Source organism: Longimicrobiales bacterium, from assembly GCA_029245345.1.
Lineage (GTDB): Bacteria > Gemmatimonadota > Gemmatimonadetes > Longimicrobiales > Gaopeijiaceae > CALFPJ01.
This window is the reverse complement of sequence record JAQWPM010000021.1, coordinates 174,359-190,504: the sequence shown is the minus strand read 5'-3', so window position 1 is coordinate 190,504 and position 16,146 is coordinate 174,359. Positions and strand designations below refer to the sequence as shown.

General features: G+C 60.1%; 14 protein-coding genes. 7 read left to right on the top strand and 7 right to left on the bottom strand.

The genetic code is table 11. The features are described from left to right. The first annotated feature begins 186 nt into the window (after nt 1–186). The 6 genes from lepA (at nt 187) to P8L30_11980 (ending at nt 6,751) form a co-directional block, all read left to right on the top strand. The gene (gene lepA / locus P8L30_12005; GenBank protein MDG2240916.1) at nt 187–1,989 is read left to right on the top strand and encodes a translation elongation factor 4; all 1,803 of its coding nucleotides are present in this window, start codon (nt 187–189) and stop codon (nt 1,987–1,989) included. A 139-nt stretch (nt 1,990–2,128) separates the two neighbouring features. Beyond that, entirely contained in the window at nt 2,129–3,115 is a 987-nt protein-coding gene (locus tag P8L30_12000; protein ID MDG2240915.1) for an ROK family protein, read from the top strand. After that, the gene (locus P8L30_11995; GenBank protein ID MDG2240914.1) at nt 3,112–4,098 is read left to right on the top strand and encodes a carbohydrate kinase family protein; all 987 of its coding nucleotides are present in this window, start codon (nt 3,112–3,114) and stop codon (nt 4,096–4,098) included. Before P8L30_12000 ends, P8L30_11995 begins: the two co-directional genes overlap by 4 nt. After that, entirely contained in the window at nt 4,095–4,976 is an 882-nt protein-coding gene (locus tag P8L30_11990) for a hypothetical protein (protein MDG2240913.1), read from the top strand. The genes P8L30_11995 and P8L30_11990 overlap by 4 nt, the downstream gene beginning before the upstream one ends. Continuing rightward, nucleotides 4,973–5,554, top strand: a complete 582-nt coding sequence (locus P8L30_11985; GenBank protein MDG2240912.1) for a hypothetical protein — start codon at nt 4,973–4,975, stop codon at nt 5,552–5,554. Before P8L30_11990 ends, P8L30_11985 begins: the two co-directional genes overlap by 4 nt. A 21-nt stretch (nt 5,555–5,575) precedes the next feature. Then, nucleotides 5,576–6,751: an aminotransferase class I/II-fold pyridoxal phosphate-dependent enzyme gene (locus P8L30_11980; GenBank protein ID MDG2240911.1), complete on the top strand. Its 1,176-nt coding sequence runs from the start codon at nt 5,576–5,578 to the stop codon at nt 6,749–6,751. 63 nt (nt 6,752–6,814) lie between these two features. Here P8L30_11980 and pruA read toward each other — a convergent pair whose 3' ends face one another. The 3 genes from pruA to P8L30_11965 all read right to left on the bottom strand — a co-directional run bounded on the left by pruA (nt 6,815) and on the right by P8L30_11965 (nt 10,871). After that, on the bottom strand, nt 6,815–8,443 hold the full coding sequence (pruA, locus tag P8L30_11975; protein MDG2240910.1) for an L-glutamate gamma-semialdehyde dehydrogenase: 1,629 nt from the start codon (nt 8,441–8,443) through the stop codon (nt 6,815–6,817). A 102-nt stretch (nt 8,444–8,545) separates the two neighbouring features. After that, on the bottom strand, nt 8,546–10,507 hold the full coding sequence (locus P8L30_11970) for a polysaccharide biosynthesis tyrosine autokinase (protein ID MDG2240909.1): 1,962 nt from the start codon (nt 10,505–10,507) through the stop codon (nt 8,546–8,548). Between the two features lie 106 nt (nt 10,508–10,613). Continuing rightward, entirely contained in the window at nt 10,614–10,871 is a 258-nt protein-coding gene (locus P8L30_11965; protein ID MDG2240908.1) for a hypothetical protein, read from the bottom strand. A 498-nt stretch (nt 10,872–11,369) separates the two neighbouring features. Between P8L30_11965 and P8L30_11960 the strand changes: the two genes are divergently transcribed. After that, a complete protein-coding gene (locus P8L30_11960) occupies nt 11,370–12,470 on the top strand; it encodes an Mrp/NBP35 family ATP-binding protein (protein ID MDG2240907.1) in 1,101 nt (366 codons plus the stop codon). A 46-nt stretch (nt 12,471–12,516) separates the two neighbouring features. On the opposite strand, the gene P8L30_11955 is transcribed toward P8L30_11960, so the two are convergent. The 4 genes from P8L30_11955 to P8L30_11940 are packed head-to-tail and all read right to left on the bottom strand — an operon-like array spanning nt 12,517 to nt 16,125. Next, complete coding sequence (locus P8L30_11955; protein ID MDG2240906.1) at nt 12,517–12,753, bottom strand: hypothetical protein; 237 nt, start codon at nt 12,751–12,753, stop codon at nt 12,517–12,519. Between the two features lie 19 nt (nt 12,754–12,772). Next, nucleotides 12,773–13,609, bottom strand: coding sequence for a toast rack family protein (locus P8L30_11950; protein MDG2240905.1), 837 nt, complete (start codon nt 13,607–13,609; stop codon nt 12,773–12,775). Continuing rightward, a complete protein-coding gene (locus P8L30_11945) occupies nt 13,602–15,206 on the bottom strand; it encodes a polymer-forming cytoskeletal protein (protein MDG2240904.1) in 1,605 nt (534 codons plus the stop codon). Before P8L30_11945 ends, P8L30_11950 begins: the two co-directional genes overlap by 8 nt. Beyond that, nucleotides 15,190–16,125 carry a zf-HC2 domain-containing protein gene (locus P8L30_11940; protein ID MDG2240903.1) on the bottom strand — a complete coding sequence of 312 codons (936 nt, stop codon included), beginning with the start codon at nt 16,123–16,125 and terminating at the stop codon, nt 15,190–15,192. The genes P8L30_11945 and P8L30_11940 overlap by 17 nt, the downstream gene beginning before the upstream one ends. Nucleotides 16,126–16,146 lie beyond the last annotated feature (21 nt).

Below are 16,146 nucleotides of genomic sequence, written 5' to 3'. Positions count from 1 at the left end.
TATCGTAGCGATCAGGGCCGAGAGCGTGAAATCCACACTGGAGGAACGGAATCTAGCATAATCCAAGACTAGGCAGGGGTTGCTCGACCAGTCAATGATTTTCTAGTCAAAGGGGTAGGGGACCCCTGTCTGGCCGGTTAACTTTGGCCTCGTCTCGAGCCACTTTCCGCTTCACGCCGACGATTCTTGGACACCGACCGCATACGCAATTTTTGTATCGTGGCGCACATCGACCATGGGAAGTCTACTTTGGCCGATCGTCTCTTGGAGGGTACAGAGACGCTCGACTCTCGGCAGATGCGCGACCAGGTCCTCGACGACAATGAGCTCGAGCGGGAACGCGGCATCACGATCAAGCTCCACGCTGTCCGGATGTCACATCGTGGCAAGGACGGGCGAGACTACGAATTCAACTTGATCGACACGCCCGGACACGTGGACTTCACCTATGAAGTGTCGCGTTCCTTGGCCGCCTGCGAGGGAGCGATCCTGGTCGTAGACGCCACCCAAGGGATCCAGGCGCAGACACTGTCTAATCTGTTCCTGGCCTTGGACGCGAATCTCGAGATCATCCCGGTCATCAATAAGGTCGATCTTCCCGGTGCCGAACCGGAACGGCGGCGCGATGAAGTGGTCGATCTGCTGGGCGTCGCGCCGGAGGATGTGTTGCTCGCGAGTGCGAAGGAAGGGATTGGCATTCAGGAAATCCTGGACGCGGTCGTGGACAAGGTGCCTCCGCCCACCGGAGACGCCTCGGCTCCGCTCCGGGCGCTGATCTTCGACTCCTACTACGACAAGTACTTGGGTGCGGTCCCTTCCGTACGAGTGATCGACGGCACGGTCAAACCCGGGATGACGATCACGTTCGGCAATGTGGACGCGACGTATGAAGTGACCGAAGTCGGGTGCATGCGACTGGGCAAGGTTCCGCGTCCGCAGTTGGAGCCAGGCGAGGTTGGTTACATCGTCGCCGCCATTAAGGAGGTGTCTCACACGCGGGTGGGGGACACCGTCCTTGATGCCACGAATCCTTCGACGGAGATGCTCAAGGGCTATCAGGAAGCCAACCCGATGGTCTTTGCCGGCCTCTATCCGACCGACGCGGACGACTATGAGGACCTCCGGGACGCGCTCGAACGACTAAAGCTCAACGACGCTAGCCTCAATTATGAGCCAGAAACGTCAGTAGCTCTGGGGTTTGGATTTAGATGTGGCTTCTTGGGCCTTCTCCACATGGAGATCATTCAAGAACGACTGGATCGTGAGTTTGGAGTCGATCTGATTACCACGGTGCCCAACGTGGAGTACCACGTCACGTTGACCGATGGCTCCGAGATGAGAGTGGAGAGCCCAACCGCCCTCCCAGACCCAGGGCGCATCAGTGAGATTCTGGAGCCCATCGTATTGGCTCGGATCCTCTGTCCCGCGGAGTACATCGGGAACGTCCACAAACTGTGCCACGAGAGGCGCGGGATCTTCCGAGGGATGAGCTATCCGGACCCGCAGCGGGTCGAACTCGACTTCGAGTTGCCGCTCTCCGAAATCGTGCTCGACTTTTATGATCGCTTGAAGAGCGGGACCCGAGGGTATGCATCGCTCGATTACGAATTCCACGAGTGGCGCGCGGACAAACTCCTCCGGCTCGACATTCTCGTGAACAGTGAGGCAGTGGATGCCTTCAGTGTCATCATCCACGAGGACAAGGCGTTCTTGTATGGGCGGGACCTCGTGCGAAAGCTCAAGGACCTCATTCCTCGACAGCAGTTCGCGGTTGCACTCCAAGCGACGATCGGCAACAACGTCGTCGCGCGGACCAACGTGCAGGCTCTCAGAAAGAACGTGACTGCGAAGTGCTACGGCGGCGATATCTCCCGTAAACGCAAGCTCCTCGAGAAGCAAAAAGCGGGCAAAAAGCGAATGAAGCAGGTCGGTACGGTGGAGATCCCCCAGGAGGCTTTTCTCGCCGTGCTGAATCTCAGCGACGACTAAGGCTTTCAGTCGACAGCGTGGCCTAGCGAGCCTCTCATTTCTTTGCGACGTTCACGGCCCTAAATCGACTTGAGGATCGCATGACATTCCCCCCGACACTCGCCGCCCGCGCCCAGGTTGCCCACTTGGGTGGGTTCCGATGAGTCGGTGGGTCGTGGGTGTCGATATTGGTGGAACGAATCTCGTCGTGGGCTTGATTCCCGTTGAGGGCGGAGCGCCGATGGGGCTTCGCTCGCGCGCAACGAATCCCGAACGGGGAGCCGATGCGTGCGTCGATGACATCGTGAGGATGGCCGAGGCCGCGATCGAAGAGACGCTCGCCGAGTACGGAGGTTCTCGGGCCGACGTGGTGGGCGTTGGAATCGGTTGCCCAGGTCCGTTGGATCTCGACGCAGGTGTTGTCATCGCGACGCCAAACTTGGGATGGACCGATTACCCGATCCGAGATCGCATCGCAAACCCCCTTCGGCTTTCGGCCACGTTGGACAATGACGCCAACTGTGCCACGTACGGTGAGTATTGGCAGGGCGCTGGCCGGGGGGTGAAGAACCTGGTGGGTGTCACCCTCGGGACGGGGATCGGTGGTGGCGTGATTCTGGACGGACGTATCGCCAGGGGTGCTTCCGGCAGCGCCGGAGAGCTCGGCCATACGACCATCGACTTTACGGGTCGGCGGTGCGCCTGTGGAAACTACGGGTGCCTCGAGGCCTACGCGTCGGGACCGAATATTGCCGCACGTGCACGTGAGGGTCTTGAAGTGGGTTACGAATCGGTGTTGACTGAACTCGTTGATGGGGACCTAGAGCGTCTGACGGCGCTCACGGTCTACGAGGCGCTCGTGCTCGGTGACGAGTACGCCCACGAAGTCATGCGGGAGACCGCCAAGATCCTCGGGGCCGGAATCGCGAACATCGTCAACCTGTTGAATCCAGAGGTTGTGGTGGTAGTCGGTGGAGTCACGAGGGCCGGGGACCATCTGTTCGTCCCGCTCCGGTCGGAAGTCAGGCGGCGTGCGTTCGCCTCCGCGGTTGCTGCCTGCAGGATTCTGCCGGGCGAGCTCCCCGAGACAGCCGGAGTCGTTGGCGCTGCGGGCGTCTTCGTCGCGGAAGGGATGGCCTCCGGGTGACCGGTAGGACCCTAGGTGTGTTGGGCACACTTGTCTGGGATCGGATCGTGGACCGTGACGGGCGGACCGAGCCGGTAGAAGAATGGGGTGGGATCGGGTATGCGCTCGCCGCGCTCAGTGCATCTCTACCGGAAGGTTGGAGGATTCTGCCGATCATGAAGGTGGGGCGTGACTTGTCCGAAGAGGCGTACCGTTTTCTCGGCGAGATTTCCGGAGTCGACGACTCGGCGGTTGTGATCGTGCCCGAGGCCAACAATCGCGTCGAGCTTCGATACGAAAGCGAGGGCATGCGCGTAGAGCGGTTGACGGGAGGGGTCCCACCGTGGAGTTGGCCGGAACTCGCACACGCCGTAGGTGCGTGCGACGCGCTCTATGTCAATTTCATCTCGGGATTCGAGATGAATCTCGAAACGGCCCAGGCTCTACGCGTCGGGTACAAGAAGCCCACGTACACGGATCTACACTCGCTGTTTCTCCACATGAGCAGGCATGGAGTCAGAACTCCGCAGACGTTGGACGCCTGGGAGGCGTGGCTGGGCTGCTTCGATGCAGTGCAGATGAATGAAGCTGAGTTCGAGCTTTTGGGCGCAGGGGGCGATCCTTGGAGTCTCGCTTCTTCCGCGCTCGGGCCGGACCTTAAGCTTCTCACCGTCACGCTGGGGCCGCGCGGGGCAGCGTACCTTACGAGTTCGGACTTCGAGTCGGATCCCTGGAAGTGGCGCCCCGATACGAGACTTGCTGTATCGACGGGGGCCCACAGTGGCAGGGTCGGGCTCCTAGATCTGCCCAGGACCGGAGACCCCACGGGTTGCGGCGACGTCTGGGGGGCGACGACCTTCGCACGACTTCTAGCGGGTGACACCTTAGATAACGCTATGGCTCGGGCGAACCGGTTAGCCGGCCGAAATGTCGAGCATCGCGGCGCGCGAAGCCTCTATCGACACCTGACCGGCCGGCTCTCACATGTGGAGGAAGGCGCTTGAACGTCCTTTCAGTTCCCGCATCACTGGACCATCAAACGGTGGACCAACTGCTCGATTCCGCAGTTAGAGCTCCGGAAGAGCGGACCATGTTCGATGCTCGACACCTCCGTTGGGTAGACCCCAACGGTATGGTGGCGCTCCTGACCGCAGGCAGCATAGCTCGAGATCGGCAAGGGGTGATGCCCCACTTGGAACTCCCAGAAAGCTCCGATGTCATCGGATATCTGGGCCGAATGGGCTTCTTTCAGGAAGCCGAGAAGATCTTCGAGTTCGATGGCCGGGCCTCTCGCCGTGCAGGTGGCCCATCGGATGTGCTACTTGAGATCACGCCTATTCAGGCCAACCATAACGTGCACGAAGTCGTCGATCGGGTTCAGAGCCGGGCGGGTACAGTCCTCGCCACCAAGCTGGGATATCCTGCCTCCTCTGTCGTCCAATTCTCGGTGATCCTCTCCGAGGTGTGTCAGAACATTCTCGAGCATGCCGAGTCGCCAGGATGGGTCGCGGCGCAGGCGTATAACTGGGCTCGTCGCCTGGGGCGCTTCGTCGTCGTGATCTCTGTCATGGATCTGGGTCGTGGCTTCCGCGGCTCACTCATGGACGAACACTCTGCGCGGTACGGTGATCGGTGGGGTGACGCGACGGCGCTTGAAGCCGCGTTTCTCCACGGGCTGACTCGTTTCCCAGATTCGGGGAGAGGGCAAGGCATCCAACAGATCCGCCGCCAAGTCCAAAGGTGGAACGGTGCGATCACGATCCGAAGTGGAACGGCCCGAATCGGACAGGTGCCGGAGTGGGACGACACGCCACCGCTCGTGGACGGTTTGGCTCCGTGTCCCGGCTCCCAGATCAGTATCATTCTCCCGGCCAAGGTATGACGGAGCTTCCCTTGGATCCGATCGCGATCGATGTCGGTTCGCTCGTCAAACGCACGGTGACGTCCCTCTACTCGCACTTGGTGACGCGCCCCACGGGGCGGGCGGTCCGCATGGCCATCGAAAACCAACTGGCCGGCGTGGGTGAGCGATCACTTTCGATGATCGACCTGTCGGAGGTGACGATTCTCGACTTCTCATGCGCGGATGAGGTCGTGGCCAAGCTTCTCCAGCGTTACCTCGAAGCAGATGCACACGAGGCGTTCTTCGTGTTCTGTGGTGTACACGAGCCGCACCGAGACCAGATTCAGGTCGTTCTTGAGCGCCAGAACCTCGCGGCCGTTGCAGAGACCGGAAAGGGTTCGTTTGAGCTGTTGGGCGTGCCTGGCGACCACGAGCGGGAGGCGTGGAACCGACTCGATGAACAGGGGATGGTCGGGTCTGATGAGGTCCTGAGCATGTACCCGGAGCAATGCGAGCGAGATGCTCTTGACCGGATCGTCGAGCGACGGTTGGCGTTCCGAAGCCCTATCTCCGGACGGTACCACGCGTTGAGCCGACTTGTGCAGCACCTGCTGTAGCCGAACGCCTAGGGAGGAATAATGTCCGATCGAGAGTACGAACAGCACCGTCCTGCCACCGTGTCCATTCACGGTGCCGGACACTCTCACAGCCCTGGTGATCCGGTCGTCCCCCCGATCGTTCAGAGCGCGACGTTCCATTGGGCGACGCCCGATGACGGGGAACTCCTCTATAGCCGATACGGAAATAACCCGAATCAGCTCCAAGTGAGCGCGAAGATCGCCGCGCTCGAAGGCACAGAAGCGGCGGTGGCGCTTGGAAGTGGTATGGGCGCGACTGCGATGGCGTTTCTAGCGCTCACCGAAGCGGGGGACCACATCGTAGCGTCGTCGTACCTGTACGGCGCAACCTTGTCCTTGCTGAGAGATGAAATGCCGCGGAGAGGCGTGCCTGTCACCTTCGTCGATCCCGATGAAGAGGGCGCCTTTGCAGCTGCGATCCGTCCCAACACCAAGCTTGTTCACATCGAAGTTCCAACGAACCCGTCGTTGCGCGTATTCGATCCGCGTCCGATCGCGGATGTAGCCCATGGTGCCGGCGCGCTGTTGACGTGTGACGCGACGTTCGGGTCGCCGGTCAACTTCCGCGCCGCTGACTTTGGCGTAGACGTCGTAATCCAAAGTGCCACCAAGTACCTGGGCGGCCACTCGGATCTCATCGCAGGCTCTGCAGCGGGGAGTGCTGAGGTTATTCATGAGATTACGCGAATGTCCCGGCTCTACGGGCCTTCTCTCGACGCAAATACAGCGTGGCTTTTGGACCGTGGTATCCGCTCTCTCGATGTGAGGATGGATCGCCACAACAACAACGCCGCTGCGCTGGCGGAGTGGTTCGAGGCTCGACCGGAGGTGGCCGCTGCGATCTATCCGGGATTGGTGTCACACCCGGACCATGCGCTTGCCTCGGAGTTGATGTCCGGATTCGGCGGTATGGTGAGCATCGTCTTAAGCGGGGGAGGGGATGCTGCCGATCGCTTCATCGGAGCTCTGCAACTCGCGATGGCCGCCCCCAGTCTCGGAGGTGTGGAGACGCTTGTCTCTCAGCCGCGATACACGTCGCACACGGCGTTGTCCCTCGAGGCTCGGGAGGAGTTGGGAGTCCCGGACGGGTTCGTCCGAATCAGTGTCGGCATTGAAGACGTGGGCGACCTAATGAATGACTTCAGTCGTGGGCTTCAGGCAGCCGAGGTGTCATAAAAAACGAGCGGCCTGACGCTTCCCGCGCCAGACCGCTCGTTGGTTGCTGCAACTCCGTAGAGCCTACTCGCCGTCCATGAACGGGTAGGTGTAGTCCTTAGCCGGGACGAAGGTCTCTTTGATCGACCTTGCACTGACCCAACGCATCAGGTTGAGCATGGACCCCGCCTTGTCGTTCGTTCCCGACGCTCGCGCACCGCCGAACGGCTGCTGGCCCACAACGGCACCGGTGGGACGGTCATTCAGGTAGAAGTTGCCGGCAGCGTTCCGCAGAGCATCCGTGGCTTCGCGGAGCACACGCCTGTCCCGCGCGAAGACCGCGCCGGTGAGTGCGTAGGGTGACGTGCTGTCGACGAGCTTCAACGTCTCCGCCCAATCATCATCGTCGTACACGAAGATCGTCATGACGGGGCCGAAGATCTCGTCGCACATGGAGATATAATCAGAAGACTTCGCGACGATGATCGTCGGCTCAACGTACCATCCCTCTGAATCGTCACATCCGCCACCGACCACAACATCGGCGTCCTCAGAAGCCTCAGCGTTGTCGATGTACTCTTTGATCTTGTCGAACGCCTTCTGGTCGATCACCGCGGACACAAAGTTCGTGAAGTCACGTGGATCTCCCATGGTCAGCGAGTTGGTCTCTTCGACCAGTGGAGCTTCGAGCTTCTCCCACATGCTTGCCGGGATATACGCCCGAGAAGCCGCGCTGCATTTCTGCCCCTGGTATTCGAAGGAGCCGCGCACGATTGCGGTCTTTACCGCTTCCCAGTCTGAGTCCGGGTGTGCAATGATGAAGTCCTTGCCGCCGGTTTCGCCCACGATGCGTGGGTACGAGCGGTAGGTGTCCATGTTGTCGCCGATCTTCTTCCAGAAGCCATTGAAGACCCCGGTAGAACCCGTGAAGTGGACGCCGGCGAACTCACGGTGGGTGAGAAGCTTCTCGGTGATGGAAACCGCGTCGCCGGAAATAAAGTTGATGACGCCAGGAGGTAGTCCCGCTTCCTCAAAGAGCTTCATCACATAGTAGTTCGCCAACACCGCGGAGCGTGCCGGCTTCCATACTACGGCGTTCCCCATCATGGCGGGTGTGCCCGAGAGGTTCGCCCCGATCGCCGTGAAGTTGAACGGAGAGATCGCGTAAACGAAGCCCTCTAAAGCACGGTATTCAGATCGATTCCACACGCCCGACTCGGAGATCGGTTGGGTGGAGTAAATGCGCTCAGCAAAATGCGCGCCGAACCTGAAGAAGTCGATGATCTCACAAGCAGCGTCGATCTCTGCCTGATGCGCGGTCTTACTTTGGCCGAGCATCGTCGACGCGTTCAGCACCTGTCTCCAGGGACCCGCAAGAAGATCTGCAGCCTTCAAAAAAATGGCGGCCCGGTCTTCCCAACGCATGGAAGACCATTCGTCTTGCATTGCGATCGCTGAGTCGACTGCTCGCTGAGTTTCCTCAGGGCCAGCCTTGTGAGCCCTCGCGATCACGTGGCCGTGTGAGTGGGGCATCACCACATCGAAGGTGTCGCCGGTGCGAACCTCTTCCCCGTTAATGATGAGCGGAACGTCCACAACCAGGTTGGACTGCCGCTCGAGTTCAGCCTTGAGAGCAGCTCGTTCGGGAGTGCCTGGAGCGTACGTCAGAACCGGTTCGTTGACCGGCGGCGGGATGGCGGGTGTGCCGTTCATATAGCGGGTGGGGTGGCGGGTGAACGGATACGGGCTGGCGAAAAAAAGGGCGGAGGAACTACATCGTTCTCCCGCCCCCTGAACTCGGCTGCTAGGGCCGGGTCACCCGAAGAATGTCACCTTGCTCAGACCCTCACGCAACTGCTGCCAACCGCTCTTCTGGACGGTTCCTGTTGGCGTGTATGTCTCGTAGTACTGGAGGTAATAACTCTCGTCCGGATTGGCCGCAGTGACCTCGTTGAGGACTGCCCCAAAGATTCGGACGCCAAGGCGTCGGAGCTGATCGATGGATCGCTGGGCGGCCCGTTGTTCGGTCTCTCCTGAGCGGAGAACGATTACTGCCCCGTCCGTGTGCACCGAGAGAATCGCGGCGTCCGTGACTGCGAGGAGCGGCGGGGAGTCGATCACCACGAAGTCGTAACGCCCTTCGAACTCCTCGATGACCCTTACCATCGCCTTCGAGTTGAGAAGTTCGGATGGGTTTGGCGGAAAGACCCCTGAGGGCAAGAAGTCTAGATTCGGAAAAACGTTAGGGCGCACGGTTTCTCGTGGCTCCGCATCTCCGATAAGCAAGTTTGTCAGTCCCGGTTCCCTCAGGAGGTCGAGTGTTCGGTGCAGAGATGGGCGGCGCAGATCGGAGTCGATAAGCAGGACTCTGTGTCCCTGTTGGGCGAGCATCACTGCGAAGTTCACAGCGGTGGTCGACTTACCCTCGGACGGTCCCGGGCTTGAGAAGAGGACCGTCTTGGTTGGGCGCTTATCTGAATCTGGACTCACATACATCAAGTTCATGCGCAGGTTGCGATACGCTTCGGAGGCCGGATCCAGCGGGTCCATCGCGACGATCAGAGGGATCCCGCGGCCTTCCAATTGACTCGCGTCACTCGTCGCGTTTGAGAGCCTATGTAGCTGCGGAATCACCCCGAGCACCGGGATGCCGAGCAGCGACTCGACATCAGAGCTGGTTCGCACTGTCCGATCTAGGTACTCAAGGAAGAAGGCCGCACCAACGCCCAAGATGATCCCGAGAAGTCCACCCAAGAGGATGTTCAAGCGGCTGCTGCCCCCGAGAGGGTGGGCGGCCGTGGCCGGATCAATGATCTCAATGTAGGGCGCGGCGGCGGCCTCTGCGATCCGAGTCTGGTACAGCTGTCGTTGAATCATCTGGTACGCCGACGCGTCCATCGCCCGTTGAGCCTCCAATGCCGAAAGCTGCCCCTCCAACGCCGGGAGGAGAGCCTGCTCATCCAGGATGTCCTGTTCCTGAGCTTCGAGCCCGGCCAACTGGTTTGTCACGACTCCGAGGCTGGCAGTCGCAGCGCTCTGGAGTTGCGTTCCCATCTGGACCAGGCTTGACTGCACGGACTGTACCTGAGGGTGACCCTTCGAAAGTCGTTGCTGCTCGACCAGTTCGCGGAATACTTCCTGCTCCGCCTGGATACGCTGGATCACGATGTGAACCTGGTTGTTCGTACCCTCCGGCAGTTCTGCCAGGGTACCCGTAAGGTTGGCTTGTTCGATTCCGCCGCCGGCGATCATGTCCACCAACCCGCTGAGCACCTGACGCTGATATCTGAACAACTCGATATCGTCGTAGATCCTTTGGGAGCGAGCGACGAGCTGCTGCTGCCTTAAACTTAGCGACGAGAACGCCTGTGTCGTTTTAAAGACGCGGATGGCCTCCTGCGAGGTTTTCATCTGCGCGTCCGCGCTGTCGAGCTGAGACTGAATGAAGCGTCGATCTTGGCGAGCCACGGAGCGGACGGACTCGGCGCCCCGTTCCCGCAGGACTTTGCCGCCCATGTTCAGAATCAACGGCGCGAGGTGTTGGTCAGCATGGACGAGGCCGATGTCCACGATATTTGTCTCACTGCGCGCTTCGGAAGAAAACCCGATCTCCACCGCCACCGAGTGAGCGGGTTCGATGCGGAGGCCCCAAAGGCGCTGGTCGGTATCCTCATCCAGTCGTTGCGGCACGAAACGCATGAAGCCGGCATCAAGAGTGGTGCCGACGGGCGCCTCTACAAGAAGCTCTCCATCGGAGTTCCTGAGCTGAGCATTCAACCCTTCCGCGTCGTACCAAAGCTCGAAGAGTCCGTCCGGAGCCTCCGAATCGACCCAGATGTTCCGAGCGAGATCGGACCGGACTCCGTAGTCGTCGCGTACGAGTCTAAGCCCTTAAAGAGTCCACAATCGCCTGCAGCACTGGACCCGACGACAGCACCTGGACTTCGGAAACGATCGGGTCGACGAAGAGGTTCATTCCGCCTAGAGTGCTGTTCACGAGCCCTGCCTGCTGGTCTTCGGGGTCGTTCACCTGAAGGGCCATCGAGGCGGAGTAGAACGTCTCCTGCTGCGAGATCGCCCAAATGGACGATGCAGCGGTCACCGTGAAGATGATCATGACGAGCCCCAGGCGGCGCGCCACGACGGACCAATAATCGGCCAGATGTGGGGTGCTGCCAAAGCTATCCGGATCCGGGTCGATGTGCGGATATTTGGATGGGTTCGGTTGTCATCAGTTCATGAGGGGTTTGTGGGCTCCGATTCTGCCGCTGCTAGCAATGCTTGTGCCGTCGGCACCAGATATTGCCATCAACCGCATCACCATTCCGATAATTCGACAAAAAAATCAGCATGATTGAGCGATAAATCAATGATCATGTAGATCTGAACCACTGAGCTTCCGCGGGATTCCGGTTGACCCCAGAGACCCGTAGAGGGTACACTTTGCTTGGTTTGACGCCATTTTTGACCGCCGGCAGGCCAGGCGGACGGCGCGATCTGTCTGTGTTTACGGAGTCCTCGCGGGTAGGAGCTCAGCGACGTCAGGTCGATGAATAATCAAATGTTTACGAGAAGAGCATATGGCTGCTTCTCGCTCACTGAGCGGTGTTTGAGCCGTTCACGTTAATGAGAATTAGCAATGACTGCTGACGAGTTACGTCGCTCGGTGATGGCCGCTTTGGCCAAGATCAAGCACCCGACCAAGGAACGCGACCTAGTCGCGAGCGGTCAGGTGCAAAACCTCACCGCCGAAGATTCGGGTGTCGTACGCTTCCAGTTCATTTTAGGGGGAGACGACCCAAGTGACCTTTTGAAGCAAGCCCGTGCGGCCGCCGAAGGCGTCGAGGGCGTCTCAGAAGTGAAGGTGAACGTGCAGCTGCCGCAGATGACACCTTCCGGTGGCGGCGGACGCCAGGGGGGGCTCCAGCCGGGGTCCGTGCCGGCACCGACTCCTCGTCCAGGGGTCCTGACCGGCGTTCGCCAGATCATTGCGGTGAGTTCAGGAAAGGGTGGAGTAGGGAAGTCGATGGTAGCAGCAAACCTCGCCGCAGCGTTTGCTCAGTCCGGACGGTCCGTTGGCCTTCTCGACGCCGATATCTACGGGCCGAACATCCCGCTGATGTTTGGTGTGCAGCGACGCCCCAGTGTGACGGGCGACAAGGGACAAGAGCTTATTGAGCCGCTCGAGTCTCACGGGGTGAAGCTGATGAGCCTGGGTTTCCTGCTGGACAAAGAACAACCCGCCATCATGCGTGGACCGCTCATTTCAGGCATCCTGAAGCAGTTTCTCGAGCAAGTCGATTGGGGCGACCTCGATATGATGGTTGTGGACATGCCGCCGGGAACCGGTGACGCGCAGCTGTCGCTCGTTCAGACCATCGATCTCGACGGCGCTGTGATGGTGACTACTCCGCAGGAAGTCTCTACCGGGGACGTACGGCGCGGTGTGAAGATGTTCGAGAGAGTGAACACCCGCGTGTTGGGGGTCGTCGAGAACATGAGCGGCATGGCGTGTCCGCATTGTGACGAGATCGTCGACGTCTTCGGCTCTGGGGGTGGTGAGAGCCTGGCGAAGGAAATGAAGCTCGCCTTCTTGGGACGAGTGCCGCTGGATCCGGCTGTGCGCAAGGCAGGTGATGAGGGTGTGCCCACCGTCGTCTCGGCACCGGACTCTGGTGCAGCCGCGGCATTGATTGCGGTGATGAAGGCGGTAGAAGAACGCCTCGCGGTCCTAGTCTAGGACCCGAGACGTTCAGCGTAGTTCGTACAAAAAGGTAGGGTGGAGTCTATTCGCCTTCGAGCCACTTTCTGTCTGCGGCTGACAACGAATCGCCACCTCTCACTTTCTCGAACACCTTTACCATGATCCAACCAATCAGGAGTACTGGCGCGACCTGGAAGAGTAGGAACGCGGCCAGGCCGAACGTCAACGAAAAGACGGTCCCTACGATTGACAGCACGATCCCGGCCACGATCAGCGTGACCAAGCCGACTGCGAAGAAAGTCAAAAGTGTGCCGATCATGATGTTCTCCTCAGGTGCACTAGCGGACCCACACAACCTTGACGCTGCCGAAGGCCGCGTCCAGGTCGATCGTGATTTTCTTGTCAGCGTCGTCCCAATCGAGCGAGTAATAGGCGTCACCGCGCTTCACCATCCCCTCGGAATCGAGGGATGTGAAGAAGCTTTTTTTGCGAAGCCGGACTCCGAGACCTTCAGGGAACCGAAGCTCCAACGTTCCAAGGCCCATGTCGATCGATACCGCGGCGTCCTGCTCCCAACGACCGCTGAAGCCTAGGGTAAGATCACCGACGCCAGCGGTCACTTCAATTCGTTCGGCGTTCAGGTTCCCGAGGTTGCGCGCGGTGAATTCCGCGGCGCCCGCTTCGAAGCTGGCGGTGCGCATTGCCGCGATGTTTGGCTCGGACATGTCGACGGTGGACTCAGATGCGCCCGTCCGAAGAGCGAGTGCGGTGAGTGCCAGTCCCCCGAGATCCAAATCGGCGCGCACGGCCCCGAAGTTCAACTCGAGGTCCATCGGGATTCCGCGAGCAAGCTCGAGGTCCAGCTGCCCGGTGTTGCCACCCTTGCCGATGTTCCACCGTCGTCCGATGGACGCCACACCCAGTTCGAGGCGATCGCCGCTGAAGTCGGCGATGGGCTCGAAGCGGCCCTCGTCGTAGCGGAGGTTCATTCGATAGAGAACGCCGCCGTCCGTGGAGGTGACATTGAAGCGTCCCACTCCGTAATCGACGATGACCCGCACCTCGTCATTGTCCTCGATTTGACGGGACATCGTCACCGTCCGCCAATCCTGTGCCGACGCAGATGTTGATGCCACCAGCACAGCGGTCACCGCTGCAACAAGTGCCTTACGCATCGTTCCCCCCCTCCTCATTCGTCCCATTGTCGGTCTTGACCACAGGGTCGATATCCACATCCACGTCCATTGCCGCTTCCCATGCTGCGTCCGATTCCATTGGGTCGTTCCACTCACGCCGACGTCCTGCCCGTGTCAGGATCACAGCTCCAAAGCCGACCTGAACCGCCATGAACGTCACGATGCTGCCCGCGATCATGAGCAGGACCGTCAAGAAGCCGAGGAACGGTGCGATCGATACCACATTAGCCACCATGAACAGAACGGAAAGTCCGACCAACCCCCCCACGACGGTGAACATCTGGTTCGATTTTCTGATCCAACTCGTCCAGGGGTATCCGCTATCGGACAACCACTCACCGGTATTGCGAGCGACCGCGAGGTAGCCCAACACGGCAGCGGCGACGGCAGCGACCGGAAAGAGCGGCAGCCATGCGACGGCGACCGGGATTCCGATGATCGAGACTGCGAGCGCGATAGCACCCAGGATCCAGACGGGAAGCAGAAGTAACGTACCCGCGAATCCGACCATCGCTGAGCGACCCGGGGAACGCTTTGCCGTCTCCGCGATGGCGTCGACATTGCCACCGGCGAATGCGACCGCAGCGGCACCCAGAAGCCCGAGAATGAAGACAGCGATCAGGTTCTCCATCAGCCCGCTCACACCACGGATCACCGGGCGGAAGGGGGTCATGAGCGAGAAGCCCTCATCCTTGAGGTCCAGCCGCGTCACGTTCCTCAGTTCATTCCGCAGTTCACTCCGGATTTCATCAGAGACCTCTTCACGGACTCGATCACGAAGCTCTGATTCGAAATCGCGCTCGTCTTCGAGCACGTCCACCAGCCCTCCATCAATCTCACCGAGGTTGCGGACGAGGCGAGCATCGGCAAGGCGCACTTCACCTCGTACACGGCTGTTTGCGAGCAACTCCAGCGTCCCATCGACCACGATGATGTCGCCTTCTACCTCGCCGCCGATGCGCGCGTCTCCGCCGATGATCACCAGCGTGCCCTCTACGACGTCGCCCTCACGGACAACGATGTCTTCTTCGACATGGATCCTGAGGTCGCCATCTACGTTCTCGAGTGCCTGCTCCATCAATCCAAGGCGGCTCGTCGAGTTCAGGAGCACACGCAGGAACGAGGCATCGTCACCGATCGACAGCGAGACAGATCCATCGCCGCTGTCGATGGTGAGATCCGTCGACAAGAGTGCGTCCTCGAGGGCCCGGTCGACTTCTTGGGCAGCCTCAGCGAGTCCGTTGGCCAACTCGGCCGGCACGGTCCAGTCCGACAACATCTGGGCCAGAGCGCCATCGTCCAAGGCGATGGCTTGGCCTAGGAGAGATCTCCATTCGGCCTCGAGTGCGTCACCCGGTTCGAAACGACCGACTACGTCTCCATCGACGAGGATCGATCCGTCCTCAAAGGTGATCTCGAGGTGGCCGTCATCGGCGAATTCGAGACGGAGTGTCGCCTCGGATTGACCGACCGAGACTTCCTTGGATACCACATCCCGGACCTGCGCTGATAGCACGAAGGGGACGAGTACGAGGCCAAGGCAGGCCGCTAAGAAGTTCTTACGAAGCTGATACATGCGCATATCGACCATCCAAAGGACGGTTGTTAGTGAGATTTTTGTAGAGGACCCGCAACGCGAGCACACACGCGATGGCGTACACACCGAAGCCCGCAGCAATGAGCAGCGGGGCCGCGGCAAGGGCCTCGAAAAGCGAAGCCATACCTGAGGACTGGACACTTTCGAGTGCGAGCCCAGACAGGGAAGACCACGCGGCGGTGGTCACATCGGTGATCTGCCACCAAACGAAGGATGCCAAAGAGCTCGGCGTCAGCGTCGGGTGTGAGAAGACCGCGTAGGCCATGAGGCCGACGGTCACTACAGGCGTCACCGCGACGCCTGAAAGAGCAGCCCATGCCTGTCGCGTCTGCGGGACCAAGCGATTGGCTACTGCGAGTGCGTGTCTCCATACCGGTACGCGAGCAGGAGCCTGACTCAGGCGAACATGAGCCATGACTTGATCTGCAAAGTTCTCAGCAGGCGCCATCCGTTCCAGGCTGTCGAGCTTCTTGAAAACGACGCGTAACGCATCGGCTTCCGCCGCACAGGGGCCACAAGAGTGGAGGTGTGCTTCGACGCTCGACACCTGCCGGGCAGGGAGGAACCCTTCCAGTAGTTCGTCGATCGTCTGGGCGCCGAGGTGGCGATTTCTTGGCAGCATTGCCGCCAACCGATCCCGAAGTCGTACGGTGACGTGCTTTGGCTCCGGAATTGCCACAGCGGCCATGACTCGGTCATGGAATCCCTGGACGGGTCGTGACGGCTCCAATTCTCCGAGTTCGGAGAACAGAAGTCGCCATCCGTCGAGTTCCGACGAGCAGCGTGCGCACGACTCTAGGTGTTGCTCGGTTCCGGCGCTCTCACTCTGGGAGAGGTCACCGTCGAGGAACGCCTGGAGGCGTTCTGCGCTCAGATGCTCTGGGAACATGTCTTTCATTTTTCTTGGACTCCGTGTTCT

Coding starts and splice junctions, on each gene's coding strand:
- P8L30_11950 (MDG2240905.1), bottom strand. CDS start 13,609: ATGCGTAAGGCACTTGTTGCAGCGGTGACCGCTGTGCTGGTGGCATCA.
- P8L30_11985 (MDG2240912.1), top strand. CDS start 4,973: ATGACGGAGCTTCCCTTGGATCCGATCGCGATCGATGTCGGTTCGCTC.
- P8L30_11960 (MDG2240907.1), top strand. CDS start 11,370: ATGACTGCTGACGAGTTACGTCGCTCGGTGATGGCCGCTTTGGCCAAG.
- P8L30_11980 (MDG2240911.1), top strand. CDS start 5,576: ATGTCCGATCGAGAGTACGAACAGCACCGTCCTGCCACCGTGTCCATT.
- P8L30_12000 (MDG2240915.1), top strand. CDS start 2,129: ATGAGTCGGTGGGTCGTGGGTGTCGATATTGGTGGAACGAATCTCGTC.
- P8L30_11955 (MDG2240906.1), bottom strand. CDS start 12,753: ATGATCGGCACACTTTTGACTTTCTTCGCAGTCGGCTTGGTCACGCTG.
- pruA (MDG2240910.1), bottom strand. CDS start 8,443: ATGAACGGCACACCCGCCATCCCGCCGCCGGTCAACGAACCGGTTCTG.
- P8L30_11940 (MDG2240903.1), bottom strand. CDS start 16,125: ATGAAAGACATGTTCCCAGAGCATCTGAGCGCAGAACGCCTCCAGGCG.
- P8L30_11945 (MDG2240904.1), bottom strand. CDS start 15,206: ATGTATCAGCTTCGTAAGAACTTCTTAGCGGCCTGCCTTGGCCTCGTA.